A 15,591-nucleotide genomic window follows, 5' to 3' on the forward strand; every position below is an offset into this window, starting at 1 on the left:
CTGAGGGTGCTCTCGACATTCTGGGCCCGCAAAACTTCCCTGGGCCCCCGCAACCTCGCGCTGCGGGGGCCCGGCGACGTTTCGTCCGATTCGACAGGACGCGAACCAGAACTAGAGCTAGAACGGCAGCCCGTTCCCGCCACCCATGTTGCGCATCATCTGCTGCATGGCGCGGCGGCCCTTCTTGGCGCCCTTGCGGCCGCCGCCCTGCTGCATCATGCCCTTCATGCGGCCGACCATCTTGTTCATCTCGTCCCACTGCTTGATGAGCTGGTTGACCTCCTGCACGGTGCGGCCCGAGCCGGTGGCGATGCGGCGGCGGCGCTGGCCGTTGATGATCTTGGGGCGCAGGCGCTCCTCGCGGGTCATCGAGCGGATGATGGCCTCGATGCGCGTCATCTGGGAGTCGTCCACGGCCTGGGGGGCCTGGGCGAGGGCCCGCTCCATGCCCGGGATCATGCCCATGATCTTCTGGAGGCCGCCCATCTTGCGGATCTGCTGCATCTGCGCGAGGAGGTCGTCCATCGTGAAGCCCTCGCGGAGCATGCGCTCGGCGTCCTCGATCTGCTGCTCGTCAGCGACCTTCTGGGCCTGCTCGATGATGCCGACCACGTCGCCCATGCCGAGGATTCGCTTTGCCATGCGGTCGGGATGGAAGACCTCGAGCGAGTCGGGCTTCTCCCCCATGGAGACGAACTTGATCGGCTTGCCGGTGACCTCGCGGACGGAGAGCGCGCCGCCGCCGCGGGCGTCGCCGTCGAGCTTGGACATGATGACGCCGTCGAAGTCCACGCGGTTGGCGAACTCCGTGACCACGTTCACGATGTCCTGGCCCGTCATGGCGTCCACGACCATGAGGATCTGGTCGGGGCGCACGGCCTGCTTGATGGCCACGGCCTCCTGCATCATCTCCTCGTCGATCTGGAGGCGGCCGGCCGTGTCCACGATCACGATGTCGTTCAGGTGGTCGACGGCCTCGCGGATGGCGCCCTCGGCCACGGCCACGGCGTCTATGCCGTCGCCGCGGAAGACCGAGACGCCGATCTCGCCGCCGAGGGTGGCGAGCTGGTCGGCGGCGGCCGGTCGGTGCGTGTCGCACGCGGCGAGAAGCGGGCTGTGGCCCTGGGACTTGAGCAGGTAGGCGAGCTTTGCCGCGGCGGTGGTCTTGCCCGAGCCCTGCAGGCCCACGAGCATGATCACGTTGGGCGTGCGGTTCTGGGCCAGCGTGAGCTTGGAGTCCGTTGAGCCGAGAAGGACGGTGAGCTCGTCGAGGACGATGCGCACGACGTTCTGCGCGGGCGAGAGCGAGTCGAGGACGTCCGCGCCGAGGCACTTCTCCTTGCAGCGCCCGACGAAGCCCTTGACAACGCGGTAGTTGACGTCGGCCTCGAGCAGCGCCATGCGAATCTCGCGCATGGCGACGTTGATGTCGTCCTCCGTGAGGCGACCCTTGCCGCGCAGGGAGTCGAAGGTGTCCTGGAGACGGTCCGAGAGAGAGCTGAACACTGCCATGGCTTACATCCCTTCACCCACGAGCGCGCGGCAGAAGTCGAGCGCGTCAAAGGACTGGAGGTCGTCGATGGACTCGCCCACGCCGATCCGGTAGATGGGCAGGCCGAGCTGGCTGGAGATGGCGAGCGCGATGCCGCCCTTTGCGGTCCCGTCGAGCTTGGTGACGATGAGGCCGTCGAGCTCGAGGGCGTCGTTGAACTCGCGCGCCTGGTTGAGGCCGTTCTGGCCCGTCGTGGCGTCGATGACGAGCACCACCGTCACGGGGACGGCGGAGCGCTTCCTGGTGACGTTCACAACCTTTGCGAGCTCGCGCATGAGGTCGGCCGAGGTGTGGAGGCGCCCGGCGGTGTCGATGAGCGTGAGCTGCGCCCCGCGGCGCTCGGCCTCGTCCACCACGTCGTAGCAGACGCTCGCGGGGTCCGCCCCGCGCTCGCGGGTGATGACGTCGACGCCCGCGCGCTGGCCCCAGACCTCGAGCTGCTCGATCGCGGCGGCGCGGAACGTGTCCGCCCCGCCAATCAGGCAGGGGACGCCCGCCTCGCGGGCGCGCCCGGCGAGCTTGCCCACCGTGGTCGTCTTGCCGGCGCCGTTGATGCCCACGAAGAGCACCGTGCTCGGGAGGTCGGAGAACGGGTCGCGCCCGGCCTCGGGGAACTCGGCCGCCAGGCGGCGCGCGAGGGCGTCGCGCAGCTGCTCGGCACGGGAGAGGTTCTCGCGGGCCGCCTGCTCGCGCAGGTCGTCGGTCACGCGCATGGCCACCTCGGCGCCCATGTCGCCCATGACGAGCGTGTCCTCGAGCTCCTCCCAGAAGTCCTCGTCGACCTCGCCGCCCATGTAGAAGATCTCGTTGATGGCCTCGCGCGAGCGCTGGAGGCCCTTCTTCAGGCTGTCGAGAAAGCCCATCTATGCATCTACCACCTTTCCTGTCGCGCGGTCGAGCCGCTGCGAGACCACGCGGCTCACGCCGTCGGCCTGCATCGACACGCCATAGAGGACGTCCGCCTGCTCCATCGTGCGCCGCTGGTGGGAGATCACGATGAGCTGCGTGCTCTCCTTGAGCCGCTCGATGGCGCCGAGCAGCTTGGAGAGGTTGGAGTCGTCGAGCGCCGCCTCGACCTCGTCGAAGACGTAGAACGGGACCGTGCGGACCTTGTAGACCGCGAAGAGCAGCGCGAGCGCCGTGAGCGACTTCTCGCCGCCGCTCATGAGCATCATCTTGGAGAGGCGCTTGCCGCGGGGCTGCGCCACGATCTCGATGCCCGTCTCGGAGGGGTTCTCGGGGTCGGTCATCTCGATGTGCGCCTGCCCGCCCGGGAAGAGCAGCGAGAAGATCTCGGAGAAGTTCTCGTTGACCTTGTCGAAGACCACGAGGAAGCGGTTGCGCATCTTGCGCTCGATCGCGGCCGTGATCTTCTTGAGCGACGCGCGGGCGCTCTCGAGGTCCTCCACCTGTTCGGAGATGTAGTCATGGCGCTGCTTGAGCCGCAGGTACTCGTCCATGGCGACCTCGTTCACGGGACCGATGGACTCGAGCTGGCGGCCGATCTCGGCGACGCGGCGCTCCGCGGCGTCGCGGTCCTCCGGCGCGGGGATGGCGAGCGCGTCGTCGAGGACGGCGCCCGTCGCCGTGATGGCGTTGATGGCGGTCTCCACCTGGACCTCGAGCCTGCCGAGGTCGACCTTGACCTCGTTCGCCGCCGAGCGGGCGCGCTCGAGCTCCTCCGAGGCGGCGCTCACGGCGGCCTTGGCGTCGCCGATCGTGCGCTTGAGGGAGTCGGAGTCGGCCTCGGCGAGCGACGCGCGGTCCCTGAGCCGCGCGGCCCACTCGAGGGCCCGCGAGCGGATGGCGTCGTAGCGGTCGTGGAGCGGGTCCACGCGCAGGCGGACCACCTCGAGCGAGCGCGACCCGCGCTCGGTCGCCTCGATCCGCTCGTCGAGCTCCGCGACGCGCTTCGAGAGCTCGCGCTCGCGCGTGGCGAGGTTGCCCCGGCGCTCGGACGCCATGGCGAGCTCCAGGCGCGCGTCGGAGAGCTCGCGGCTCGCCCTGCCCTGCTCGCGGATGGCCTCCTCGTGCGCGTCGGAGCGCTCCGAGAGCTCGGCGGCCAGCTCGTCGGCGCGCTCGCGGGCCTCGCGCGCCGCGGCGCGATGCCCGTCGATCTTCCCGCGCGCCTCGCGGGCGCGCTCGCGCGACGCCGCGCGGCGCTTCTCCACCTGGGCGAGCTCGGAGCGGGCGCTCGCGAGCTGGGCCTCCAGGCGGCCGCGCTCGGAGGTGGCCGAGGAGAGCTCGGCGGAGAGCCGGGCGACCTCGCCCTTCGCGGACGCGGACGCCTCGCGCGCCGCGGCGAGCTCGCGCTCGGCGCGCTCGACCGCACCGCCGGCGGCGTCGAGCGCCTCGCGCAGCGCGGCCATGCCTTCGTCGAGCTCGCGGATGCGCCGCTTGCGCTCGAGCGCGCCCGCCTCGCTCGAGGGGGCGTCGCCCACGTGGACGCGCCCGTCGGGCAGGACGGTCACGCCGTCGGCGGTGACGTAGGTGCGGGAGGGGTCCTTCGCGTGGGCGGACACCGCCTCGGCCGCGTCGCTGACGATGCGGACGTCGCCGAGAAGGGCCTCGAGCAGCTGGCGCGCGCCGTCGGGCACGCGCAGGCGCGCGATGAGGGACTTCCCCGCCGCCCCGACGTCGCCCTGCGGCGGGCGGGCGGCGGCGCGGGCGAGGATGGTCGCGCGGCCGCCGGCGTCCGCGAGGCCGAGGGCGGACTCGGCGAGGGCCGCGGCGTCCGCCCCCTCGGGGACCACGAGGGCCGCGAGGTCGTCGCCGAGCAGCCGCTCGACGAGCTCCTCCACGGACGGCTCGGCATCGATGAGGTCGGCGAGGCGGCACTCCACGCGCTCCCCGGCGCGTTCGGCGAGGGCGGCCACGAGCGGGCTCGCGGACTCCACGTCCGCGTCGACGGCACGCAGCGCGTCGAGCGTGGCCTCGGCCGAGGAGAGCTCGGCGCGGGCGGCTGACTCCTCGCGGCGCGCGGAGGAGAGCGCGGCGTCGTGCGCCGCGATCTCGCGCGCGAGCGCGTCGGCCCGGTCGCGGGCGGCGGCGAGCTCCCCCTCGAGGCGCTCCGCCGCCGAGACGCGCTCCTCGAGCGCCTCCTCGGCGGTCCGGGCGGTCTCGTCGAGCTGGTCGATGCGCGAGACGAACATCTGGTCCTCGACCTCGGCGCTCGAGATCTGCTCCTCGAGCTTCGCGTAGGCGAGCGTCTCGCGGTCGGCCTCGGAGCGGGCCGCGCGCTCGGCGGCGGTGATGCGGCCGATCTCCGCGTCGAGCGCGCGGCGGCGCTCCACGACCCCGTGCGAGGCCGAGGCGAGCTCGGCGGCGCGGCGCTTGAGGTCCTCCTCGCGAACCGCGGTGTCGGACAGCTCCGCCGCGAGGCGCTCGTGCTCGGAGGCGGCGTCGGCGCGCTGCTTCTCCATCGCGGAGAGCTGCATCCGCATGTCGGAGAGGCGCGAGACCATGTTCTTGCCCTTCTCCTCGAGCAGCCGCATGTCGGAGTCCATGCGGCCGAGGAGGTCCTGCATGCGCCGGCGCTGCTCGCCGAGGTCGCCCACGAAGAGGCCCTTCTGCTCGAGCAGCGACTGGAGCTTCTCGAGCTCCGCGCTCTTCTCGTCGAAGCGGTACTGGGCGAGCTCGATGGCCGCGTCGGCCTCGCGCCCGCGAGCGGAGAACCGGTTGTAGCCCTCCTGGAGCGTGCGCAGGTCGTCGACCGCAAGCTGCACCCTGAGCCCCTTGAGCTCGTCCTCGAGGTCGTGCGCCCGCTTCGCCTTGTCGACCTGGCGCTCGAGGGGCTTGAGCTGGCGGGATATCTCGCGCGAGAGGAGCTTGGCGCGCGAGAGGTTCTCGTCCATCGAGGCGAGCTTTCGCTGGCTCCGCTCCTTGCGACGGCGGTGCTTGGAGATGTCGGCCGCCTCCTCGATGAGGGCGCGGCGCTCCTCGGGGCGGCTCGAGAGGATGGAGTCGAGCTTGCCCTGGGAGATGATCGAGTGGGTGTCCTTGCCGAGGCCCGAGTCGTGCAGGATGTCCTGGACGTCCATGAGGCGCGAGGGGGCGCCGTTGATGAGGTACTCGGACTCGCCGGAGCGGTACATCCGGCGCGTGATGCCCACCTCGGAGAAGTCGATCGGCAGTGTGTGGTCGGAGTTGTCCAGCACGAGCGTCACCTCGGCCACGCCCACGGCGCCGCGCGCCGAGGAGCCGGAGAAGATGACGTCCTCCATGGCCTGTCCGCGCAGCTGCTTGGCGCTCTGCTCGCCGAGGACCCAGAGGATCGAGTCGGAGACGTTGGACTTGCCCGAGCCGTTGGGGCCCACGACCACGGTGAGGCCGGGGTCGAAGACCATCTGCGTCTTGTCCGCGAAGGACTTGAAACCCTTGAGCGTGAGCGACTTGAGGTACACGGGGCCTGCCTTCGTGCTAGTTGGTGATGCCGGCGCCCTCGAAGTCGTCCTGCTCGGCATAGCCGAGCCGGACGAGGGCGTCGATCGCGGCGGCGCTCTCCGAGGACTTCTTGGAGGGCCCGGACCCGCGCCCGATCCTCCTGCCCCCCACCATGGCCACGGAGGTGAACGTGGGGTCGTGCGCGGGGCCGTCCTCGGAGACGAGCTTGTACTCGGGCCCGCAGTGCATGTCGCGCTGCGCGACCTCCTGCAGGCGCGACTTGGGGCTGATGGGCTTCTTGGCGAGAGCGGGGGACACCTCGGGCCCGAGCGTCCGCATGACGAACTCGTGCGTGGTCTCGTAGCCGGCGTCCAGGTAGAGCGCGCCGACGATGGCCTCGTAGACGTTCTCGAGGGCGGAGTGCATGCCGCGGGCGCCGGTGCCCTTCTCGGACTCGCCCATGAGGATGAGCGGGGCCACGCCGATCTTCTCGGCTACGCTCGAGAGCATCCTGCCCGAGACGAGGCTGATCTTGGCCTGCGTGAGCTCGCCCTCGTCCATGTCCGGGAAGCGGCCGTAGAGGTCCGTGGCGACGATGGCCCCCAGGACGGAGTCCCCGAGGAACTCGAGGCGCTCGTAGGACGCCGCGTGCGACTTGCCCTCGGCGGCCGACGGGTGCGTGAGCGCGGCCACGATGAGGTCCTGGTTCTCGAAGTGGTGGCCGCAGACCTCCTCGGCCGCGACCACCCGCTGGTGCATCTTCAATGAACGGGCCCCCTACTTGGCGGCCTCGATGGCGGCGACGACCTGGCCGACCGTCACGATGCTGCCGACGGCGTCGTCCTGGAACGTCATGCCGAACTCGTCCTCGAGCGCGGTCACGAGCTCGAGCAGGTCGAACGAGTCGGCGCCGAGCTCCTTGAGGTTGGTGTCCTCGGTGAGCTGCACGCCCTCGCCGAGCTGCAGCGTGTCGTCGACGACCTCGATGACCTTTGCGAGCGTGGCCTCATGATCCATGGTGTCTCCTTCCAAAGGGGTCTCCCCCGTGATTCTACCCGTCCCGGGCGCGTCGGCGCGCCCCGGCCCTAGCCCGCGATCTCGCAGGCGGCGGCGATCTTGTCGGTGAGCCCGGCGCGCACGGCCACGGCCGCGGCGAGCGTGCCCTGGCAGACGGCGCGGGCGCTCGTGGCGCCGTGGCCCTTCACCACCGGGGCGCGCAGCCCCAGCAGGATGGCGCCGCCGTACTCGTCGCCGGACATCTCGGCGGCGAGCGACTTGAGCGACTTGGCGAGAAGCGCCATGCCGATCTTGTTGCCGAGCGACTCGCCCATCGCCGCCTTCAGGCGCTTGATGACGAACTTGCCCGTGCCCTCGATGGACTTGAGGGCCACGTTTCCGGTGAAGCCGTCCGCCACGATGACGTCGAAGGTCCCGGCGAGCAGGTCGGTGCCCTCGGCGTTGCCCGCGAAGCCGCAGTCTCCGGCCTCGAGCGCGGCGTGGTACGCGAGCGCCATCTCGGAGCCCTTGGTGTCCTCGGAGCCGTTGCAGAGCAGGCCCACGCGCGGCTCGTCGACCCCGAGGATCGCGCGGCTGTAGGCACGCCCCATGTGGGCGAACTGCACGAGCACGTCGGGCTTCACGTCCGCGTTGGCGCCCATGTCGAGAAACACGGTCGGCTTGCCCGAGACGCCCGGGAACGGCAGCGAGAGCGCGGGGCGCTTGATGCCCTTGATGCGGCCCACGCCGAAGGTCGCGGCCGTGAGCACGGCGCCGGTGGAGCCGGCCGAGAAGAGGCCGTCGGCCTCGCCCGCGCGCACCGCGGCGGCGGCGCGCACGATGCTCGCGTCCTTCTTCACGCGCACGGCGTTGGCGGGATGCTCGGACATGGCGATGACCTCGGTGGTGACGAGCGCGCGGGCGCGGCTGTGCGAGGCCGCGAAGGGCTCCACGACGTCGGCCGCCCCGGCGACGAGCACCTCGAGCTCGGGGTCCGCGGCGAGCGCGGCCTCGACGCCCTCGAGAAGGACGGGCGGCTCCTTGTCCGCCCCCATGACGTCGACGCAGATGGTGGTCATGCTTCCTCCTTAGTGGGGCGGTCGCGCCCCGTCACATACCCCTTCATTATGCCGCAAGTAGCAGGCGCGCGTTCTTCTCGCCACGCGGGCGGCACGTCCTTCTCGCCCCTCGCCGAGCATGCCCCCTCGCACGGAATCGCCGAGCATGCCCCGGCGCACGGAATGAGCCGATTCGGGGACACAAACCGTGCACGGGGGCATGCTCGCCGGAAGCGTGCGCCGAGGCATGCTCAGGGCAGCAACGGCCCGTCCCCCGTGAGGCCCCGGGACCCGCCGAGCATGCCCTGGTGCACGGACCTGGCCCTGAGCCGGTCGTTTCCGTGCTCCGGGGCATGCTCGGCGAAGGGCGGGGCGCACGGCGAAACTTGCCTAAAAGGGGCCTGTCCCCATTTAGACAACGAAAACGGGGCCGTCCACGAGCGGGACGGCCCCGAAGGCTCCGATGAGTCGGCCTGGCGTGCCTACTCGGTGACGATGACCTCGCGGTCCTTGTAGTGACCGCAGTTGGGGCACACGTGGTGCGGGAGCTTGGGGGCGCCGCACTGGGGGCACACGGAACGGGCCGAGGCCTCGAGCTTGCTGTTGGCCGAACGACGGGTGTGGGTGGCGCCGCGGCCCTTCTTTTGCTTGGGTACTGCCATGTCAGACTCTCCTGTTCACAAACCTCTGCCCCTCCGCACGCACGGAGATGGCGTGTCGCCAGTCATGCGAAGAGACACTATAGCACGACTGGGCGAGACAAAGAACACCTCATCAGCAATTCTTCACTCCGCGTCGGGCGCGGCGGCGTCCGAGGGGCCCTCCCCGCCGAGGTCGAGGCCGGCGAGCGCCGCGAAGGGCGACGACGCGATCCGGTCCGCCTCGCGCCGGGCCTTGAGCTGCGCGGCGTGGCCACAGTCCTCCTCGTTGAGGTTGGCACCGCACACGGGGCAGAGCCCGGCGCAGTCCTCGCGGCAGAGCACCACGAAGGGCGTCTCCATCACGAGCGCGGAGACGAGCGCGCCCGAGAGGTCGATCGTGCGGTCGGCCGAGACGAGCTCGAAGTCGGCCTCGTCCTCGTCGTCGGAGAGCTGCTCGGGCTCCTCGAAGAGGTAGTAGCCGTCCACCTCGGCGTCGACGTCGAACTCGGCGTCCTCGAGGCAGCGGTCGCAGGTGCCCACAACGTGGGCGCGCAGGATGCCCGTGGCGAGGATGCCCTCGCCGGAGTTGGTGAGCACGACGTCGTAGTCGATGCCGGAGGGAAGCGAGAACTCGTGGTCGCCGACGACGTAGCCGGGCTCGTCGAGGTGCCCCGCGAGCGACCAGGTGTCGCCCGCGGCGGCGAGGCGCTCGTCGATGGGCAGGATGATGGGGTCCATGGCTACCAGGGGACGTTGTTGGTAGTGTTGCGCGGGCCGGAGTTCTCGTCGAGCGTCTGGCGCACGCGCGTGACCGAGCTCGTGAGGCTCTTGAGGTTCTCCTCGAGGTGGGCGAGCACCGTGTCGGCGTACTCCTCGGCGTTGTAGCGGGTGTCGCGCTCGTACTGCGCGGCCTGGTCGCGGATGCCGTCGGCCTGCTGCTGGGCGAGGCGGACGATCTCCTGGTCGCCTGCGAGGATCATCGCCTGCTGCTGGGCGTCGGCGATGATGGAGCTCGCCTGCTGCTGGGCGCGGTCGATGGTCTCCTGCTCCTCCTTGAGGATGCGGCGCGCGTCGGCGAACTCCTGCGGGAAGACGCGGCGAATCTCGTCCAGGATCTCGTAGATGTCCTGGGCGTCGACGATCTTCTTCTGCCCGTTGTCCATGATCGGGGACTTAGCCTCGGTCACGATCTGCTCGAGCTCGTCGACCAAGCTCTCGATCTCCTCACCTGGCTGCATCTATGGTTCCTTTCGCGTGATTCGTCGGGCGCCAAGCCCGATGGTCGAGCCCTATCTCTCAGCATGGTAGCAGATTCGCGACGGGCGAAGGCAGCAGACGCCCTGCTCAACGAGAACGTCAGGGATGTGGGGCGGCTTCGTCAGGCGTAGTGGGCGCGCAGGCGCGCGTCCACGTTGGCGGGAACGAGGCTGCTCACGTCCGACCCCATCGACGCGATCTCGCGCACGATGGAGGACGAGACGTAGCCGTACTCGGGGCTCGACATGACGAAGACCGACTCGATGTCGGGCGAGAGGTGGAAGTTGAGGTCCGCCTGCTGCAGCTCGTACTCGAAGTCGGTCATGGCGCGCAGGCCCTTCACGACGCCGCCCGCGCCGAGCTCCTTGCAGAAGTCGACGAGAAGCCCGGTGAAGGGCATGACCTCGATGTCGGCGGGCATGCCCTCGAGCGCGATGGCCTCGCGGATCATGTCGGCGCGCTCCTCGAGGGTGAAGGCGGTGCCCCGCCCGTTCTTGTTGACGGACGCCGCCACGGCCACCGTCACCCGGGGGAAGAGCCTCCGGGCGCGGCGGATGACGTCGACGTGTCCGAGCGTCACCGGGTCGAAGGTGCCCGGGACGACGACGTGGGTGATGGTCTCAGAGCTCATGCTCACTCCCCTTCCGGTCCCGCGGCGGGGGCGTGCGCGCCCTCTGCCGGGGTGTCATAGGCCAGCAGGTCAACCGTCGAGACGCCGTGCGTCTTCGAGCGGACGAGGTCGAGGCCCGCGCACGAGAGGCCGGGCGTGCGCGCCGCGTGCTCGTACACCACCACGGCGCCCGGGGCGAGCTGCCCCGTCCCGGCGAGCCCGGAGACGAGCCCGCTCACGGCGTCGGCCCCCATGGCGTAGGGCGGGTCGAGGAAGACGACGTCGAAGGGCGCCCCCGGGAGCCCCCGGCCCGCGAGCGCGCAGACGTCGCCCGCGAGCGAGAAGAACTCGCCGGGGCGCGCCCCGAGCGAGGCCGCGGTGCGGCGGACGAGCGCCACGGCCCTGCGGTCGCGGTCCACGAAGGTCGCCCGCGCGGCGCCGCGCGAGAGCAACTCGAACCCCACGGCGCCCGACCCCGCGAACGCGTCGAGCACCGAGCGGCCCGAGAGATCGAGCCCCATGGCCGAGAGGACCATCGACGCCACGCGCTCGCGCGTGCGGTCCGTCGTCGGCCGCGTGACGTCGCGCCCCCTGGGCGCCTCGATGGCGCGACCGCGCCACTTTCCCCCAACGATCCTCATGCTCGGTCAAGCTCCTCGAAGTAGGCGCCGAAGCGGTCACGCACCTCGAGCGCCATCGCCCGGTGGGCGGGCGCGCGCAGGCGCGGGTCGTCGTCCGCGATGGCCCGGGCGTCGGCGTGCGCGGCCTCGACGAGGTCGCGGTCCGCCTCGAGGTCGGAGATCCTGAGCGTCACGCCGCCGTGCTGGCGATACCCGAGCACCTCCCCCTCGTGCCGCAGGCGCAGGTCGAGCTCCGCCAGCTCGAAGCCGTCCGACGTCCGCTCGAGCGCGGAGAGGCGCCGCCTCGCGGTGGAGCCGCGCTTCGCGGCGCTCGAGAGGAAGACGGTGCCCGCGACGTCGCCGCGGCCCACGCGGCCGCGCAGCTGGTGCAGGGTCGCGAGGCCGAAGCGGTCGGCGTCGAGCACCACCATGACGGTGGCGTTGGGGACGTCCACGCCCACCTCGACGACCGTCGTGGAGACGAGCACCTGCGTCTCCCCGGAGCGGAAGCGCTCCATCGCGCGGTCCTTCTCGCCCGCCGCCATGCGGCCCGTGAGGAGGTCGCACGAGAGCTCCGGCAGGACGTGCGAGCGCAGGTCGGCGAGGGTGGAGGTGGCAGAGCGCAGGCGCGGCGCGGCCGAGGTGAGGCCCTCCGGCACGTCGTCGAGCTCGGCGCCGTCGTCCGCGTCGTCGACGAGCGGGCAGATCACGTAGGCCTGGTGCCCCGCCGCCGCTGCCTCGCGTATGGCTCCCCAGGCAAGGTCGAGGCTGTCGGGCGTCACGAGCCGGGTCTCGACGCCGGCGCCGGGGCGCGGGCGGCGCCGGATCTCCGAGAGCTCCACGTCCCCGTAGAGCGAGAGCGCGAGCGTGCGCGGGATGGGCGTGGCCGTCATGGCGAGCAGGTCCGCGCCCGCCCCCTTGCGCCGGAGCGCCGCGCGCTGGTCCACGCCGAAGCGGTGCTGCTCGTCAATCACCGCGAGCGAGAGCGCGGCGAACTCGACGCCCTCGGAGAGGAGCGCCGTCGTCCCGAAGAGCACCGTGAGCTCCCCGCGTGCCGCGGCCATCTCGGCGATGGCGCGCTCGTCGGCCGGCGTGGAGCCGGTCACGAGGGCCCAGCTCACGCGCGCCTCGTCGAGGACGGGGCCGAGCTTCTCGGCGTACTGCCGCGCGAGGACGGAGGTGGGCGCCATGACGGCCGCCTGCGTCCCGGTGTCCGCGACGGCGGCGAGCGCCACGGCGGCGACGGCGGTCTTGCCGGTGCCGACGTCGCCCAGGAGCAGGCGGTTCATCACGCGCGGGGCGGCCATGTCGGCCAGGATCTGGTCGGCGGCGGCGCGCTGCTCGTCGGTGAGCGAGAAGGGCAGCGCGGCGAGAAGCGCGTCCATGTGCGGGCCGGACGTCACGTGCGAGACCGGCTCCACGCCGGCGAGCTCCACGCTCTGGCGGCAGAGCAGCGCGAGCTGCAGGCAGAGGAGCTCGTCGTAGGCGAGGCGGCGGCGGGCGCGCCCCGCCGCGGCGACCGACGTGGGGAAGTGCACCTCGCGAAGCACGCGGGCGAGCGTCATGAGCCCGCGCCGGGCGACGAGGCCTGCCGGGAGCCAGTCGCAGACGTCGCCCACGTCCGCGAGGGCCGCGGCCACGATGCGGCGCATCCACGAGGCGGTGACGCCCTCCCCCACCGGGTGGACCGGCAGCACGCGGGCGTAGCCGCCCGCCCCGGCGGCGGGGCCCAGGACCTCGTGGAACGGGGCCTTCATGCGCTTGAAGCCGTAGGAGAACTCCACCTTGCCGGAGAGGGCGACGCGGTCGCCCACGTGCACCTGCTCGGCGATCCAGGGCTGGCGGAAGAAGGTGGCCACGAGCACGCCCGTCTCGTCCATCACCGAGAGCTCGACGATCTGCATGCGGGGGCGCGGCCGCTTGAGCTCCACGCGGTCGACCGTCGCCACGATCGTGGCGTCCGTCCCCACGTCCGCGCGGGCGATCTTGGTCACGCGCGTGAAGTCGAGGTAGCGGTGCGGCACGTGCAGCATGAGGTCGCGCACGCGCGCGAGCCCCAGGCGGCGCAGCGCCTCCTCGCGCGCGCCCGAGACGTAGCGCAGTCGCGACACAGAGTCAGAGAGGGCGCAGGTTCTCTGCACCCTCTCCGCAGCTGCCGGTATGGACGGTCGCGCCGCCAAGGGGCCTACTCTATGGAGAAGATCACCGGGTAGAGGGGCTGCTCGCCGCGGTGCGGGTCGACCTCGAGGTCGGGCTGGGCCTCCTCGATGGCGGCGACGAGCGCCTCGAAGGCCTCGTCGTCCATGTCCTGGCCGGCGAGGATGGTGAGCGAGTCGCCCTCCTCCTCGTCCTGCATCTTGGCGATGAGGTCGAGCGTGACCTGCTCCACGGAGGAGCCCACCACGTCGATGGAGTCGTCCTGGATGCCCATGACGTCGCCCGCGTGGATGGGGCTGCCGTCGGCGGCCTGCGAGTCGCGCACGGCGGTGGTGACCTCGCCGCCGCGGACGTCGGCGATGGCCTCGGTCATGGCCTCGACGTTGTCCTCGAGCGTGCCCTCCGGGTCCACGACGAACATCGCGGAGAAGCCCTGGAGCACGGTCTTGGTGGGGACCACGGCCACCTTCGAGCCCTCGCAGGCCGAGGCCGCGGCCTCGGCGGCCATGCGGATGTTGCCGTTGCCCGGCAGGACGATCACGTTCTCCGCGTTGACCTCCTCGATGGCGGTGAGGATGTCGGCCGTCGACGGGTTCATCGTCTGGCCGCCGGAGACCACCACGTCGACGCCGAGGGAGCGCAGGATCTCCTCCTCGCCCGAGCCGGCGGCCACGGCCACGAAGCCGAGGGCCTTGCGCGGCCTGTCCTTCTCGGCCTCGCCGGCCTGGTCGGCGGCGATCTTGGCGGTGCGGTCGTGGGACTCCATGTCCATGTTGTGAATGAAGACCTCGTAGACCTGGCCAAACTGGAGCATGTACTCGAGCACGCGGTTGGGCTCGTTGGAGTGCACGTGCACCTTGAAGTCGGGGTAGGCGCCCACGATGAGCTCGCAGTCGCCGAGCGTGGCGAGGTAGGCCAGAGACGCGTCGACGTCGAAGTCCTTCTCGGCCTTGAAGAGGAACTCGTTGCAGTAGCGGAACTCCGAGCCCTCCCAGTCGTCGTTGAGCTCGATCTGGACCTTGGCGGAGACGTCGGCCTTGGCGTCGACCGTGGTCTTGAAGTCGGTGAGCTCGCCGGCCTTGCCGGTGGCGGCGTTCACGAAGGCCTCGAGGAACGTGGCGAAGCCGAAGGCGCCCGAGTCCACGACGCCGTTCTCCTTGAGGACGGGCAGGAGCTCGGGCGTGCGGGCCACGGACTCGTAGGCCTCGACGACGAGGGCGTCGAGCATCTCGTGGCAGGTGAGGTCGCGGCGCTTCTCGAGCTGGTCGGCCTTGGCCGAGACGTCGCGCAGGACCGTGAGGATGGTGCCCTCGACCGGCTTGCGGACGGCCTTGAAGGCCACCTTCACGCCGCGCCGCCAGGCGTGCGCGATGTCGCCGGGCGTGGGGTGGTCCTGGTTCTTCGCGTCGCAGAGGCCCTCGGCGATGCCGCGCAGGATCTGGCTCGTGATGACGCCCGAGTTGCCGCGCGCGCCCATGAGCGAGCCGTGGGTGATCGCCTTGGCGATGTCGTCGATCGTGGCGCTCGCGGGGAGGGCCTCGACCTCCTTGACCACGGTGTTGAGCGTGAGGGACATGTTCGTGCCGGTGTCGCCGTCAGGGACCGGGAACACGTTGAGCTTGTTGATCTCCTCCGCACGGTCGGCCACGACCTTCGCGGCGACGGGGAAGCAGGTGCGGATGACGGTCGAAATCATCTTGGGGTACCTCGGTTCTTCTCGACGGGGGCGCCTAGCGCGCGTTGCGCAGTCCCACGATGTGCACCTTCACGTCAACGTTCTCGAGCTCGGCGATCTGCTTGAGCAGGAACTTGACCGAGCTCGTGAGGTTGCCCACGACGGAGGACATGTTGACGCCCTGCTCCACGATCACGTGGAGGTCCACGGCGACGCGGCCGCCCGCGGAGGCGACGTCGATGCCCTTCCTCAGGCGGAAGGACGGCAGCAGGCGGGCGACGCCGGCCTGCTCGTCAATCTCGGCCATGCCGACGACGCCGTAGCACTCGAGCGCGGCGTAGCCGGCGAGGTCGGCGATGCAGTCGTTTGACACCCTCAGCGTTCCCGGAACGACACCAGACATGCGGTCTCCTCTCGCTGGCAGGAAGTGCTCCTTATCGGAATCCATCTGATTATAGCGCGGGCGAGAAGAACGCGGGGGCGCGGGCGAGTGGGCGCCGACCGGAAACGTCGCCCTTCGATTTGCAAGTTCAGCGAGACACCTCCCAGACTCATCGAAACATGTCTCGCTGAGTCCGGGAACCATCACCCCTCGGGGGCCGGAGAGGCCGGCCCGCGAACCGAGGAGGCGACATGCCGAAG

The 15,591-nt window shown here is 70.9% G+C and carries 14 protein-coding genes; all 14 read right to left on the minus strand.

Going from position 1 to position 15,591, the window contains the following annotated elements; genetic code table 11:
- Positions 1 to 117 precede the first annotated feature (117 nt).
- The gene (gene ffh, locus ACULPM_RS10655) at positions 118 to 1,506 is read right to left on the minus strand and encodes a signal recognition particle protein (protein ID WP_445332274.1); all 1,389 of its coding nucleotides are present in this window, start codon (positions 1,504 to 1,506) and stop codon (positions 118 to 120) included.
- Positions 1,507 to 1,515: 9 nt separating this feature from the next.
- Positions 1,516 to 2,415 carry a signal recognition particle-docking protein FtsY gene (ftsY, locus tag ACULPM_RS10660; protein ID WP_445332273.1) on the minus strand — a complete coding sequence of 300 codons (900 nt, stop codon included), beginning with the start codon at positions 2,413 to 2,415 and terminating at the stop codon, positions 1,516 to 1,518.
- Complete coding sequence (gene smc, locus ACULPM_RS10665; protein WP_445332272.1) at positions 2,416 to 5,955, minus strand: chromosome segregation protein SMC; 3,540 nt, start codon at positions 5,953 to 5,955, stop codon at positions 2,416 to 2,418.
- Positions 5,956 to 5,971: 16 nt separating this feature from the next.
- Positions 5,972 to 6,700, minus strand: coding sequence for a ribonuclease III (rnc, locus tag ACULPM_RS10670; protein WP_317415786.1), 729 nt, complete (start codon positions 6,698 to 6,700; stop codon positions 5,972 to 5,974).
- 12 nt (positions 6,701 to 6,712) lie between these two features.
- Positions 6,713 to 6,952: an acyl carrier protein gene (locus ACULPM_RS10675; RefSeq protein WP_075280043.1), complete on the minus strand. Its 240-nt coding sequence runs from the start codon at positions 6,950 to 6,952 to the stop codon at positions 6,713 to 6,715.
- Positions 6,953 to 7,020: 68 nt separating this feature from the next.
- Positions 7,021 to 8,010 carry a phosphate acyltransferase PlsX gene (plsX, locus tag ACULPM_RS10680; RefSeq protein WP_445332271.1) on the minus strand — a complete coding sequence of 330 codons (990 nt, stop codon included), beginning with the start codon at positions 8,008 to 8,010 and terminating at the stop codon, positions 7,021 to 7,023.
- Positions 8,011 to 8,471: 461 nt separating this feature from the next.
- Complete coding sequence (gene rpmF / locus ACULPM_RS10685; protein ID WP_075280041.1) at positions 8,472 to 8,651, minus strand: 50S ribosomal protein L32; 180 nt, start codon at positions 8,649 to 8,651, stop codon at positions 8,472 to 8,474.
- Positions 8,652 to 8,774: 123 nt separating this feature from the next.
- Positions 8,775 to 9,368, minus strand: a complete 594-nt coding sequence (locus ACULPM_RS10690; RefSeq protein WP_445332270.1) for a YceD family protein — start codon at positions 9,366 to 9,368, stop codon at positions 8,775 to 8,777.
- Between the two features lie 2 nt (positions 9,369 to 9,370).
- Positions 9,371 to 9,868: an ATP synthase F0 subunit B gene (locus ACULPM_RS10695; RefSeq protein WP_167929268.1), complete on the minus strand. Its 498-nt coding sequence runs from the start codon at positions 9,866 to 9,868 to the stop codon at positions 9,371 to 9,373.
- 140 nt (positions 9,869 to 10,008) lie between these two features.
- Positions 10,009 to 10,518 (minus strand): pantetheine-phosphate adenylyltransferase, encoded by a 510-nt coding sequence (coaD, locus tag ACULPM_RS10700; RefSeq protein WP_167929267.1) that lies wholly within the window; start codon positions 10,516 to 10,518, stop codon positions 10,009 to 10,011.
- Positions 10,519 to 10,520: 2 nt separating this feature from the next.
- Positions 10,521 to 11,138, minus strand: a complete 618-nt coding sequence (locus tag ACULPM_RS10705) for an RsmD family RNA methyltransferase (RefSeq protein ID WP_445332341.1) — start codon at positions 11,136 to 11,138, stop codon at positions 10,521 to 10,523.
- Positions 11,135 to 13,297 (minus strand): ATP-dependent DNA helicase RecG, encoded by a 2,163-nt coding sequence (locus ACULPM_RS10710; protein ID WP_445332268.1) that lies wholly within the window; start codon positions 13,295 to 13,297, stop codon positions 11,135 to 11,137. The genes ACULPM_RS10705 and ACULPM_RS10710 overlap by 4 nt, the downstream gene beginning before the upstream one ends.
- A 5-nt stretch (positions 13,298 to 13,302) precedes the next feature.
- Positions 13,303 to 14,970: a DAK2 domain-containing protein gene (locus ACULPM_RS10715; RefSeq protein ID WP_445332267.1), complete on the minus strand. Its 1,668-nt coding sequence runs from the start codon at positions 14,968 to 14,970 to the stop codon at positions 13,303 to 13,305.
- A 34-nt stretch (positions 14,971 to 15,004) separates the two neighbouring features.
- Positions 15,005 to 15,352, minus strand: coding sequence for an Asp23/Gls24 family envelope stress response protein (locus ACULPM_RS10720; RefSeq protein WP_167929263.1), 348 nt, complete (start codon positions 15,350 to 15,352; stop codon positions 15,005 to 15,007).
- Positions 15,353 to 15,591: the final 239 nt, after the last annotated feature.

It is taken from the genome of Thermophilibacter sp. ZX-H3, assembly GCF_052599055.1.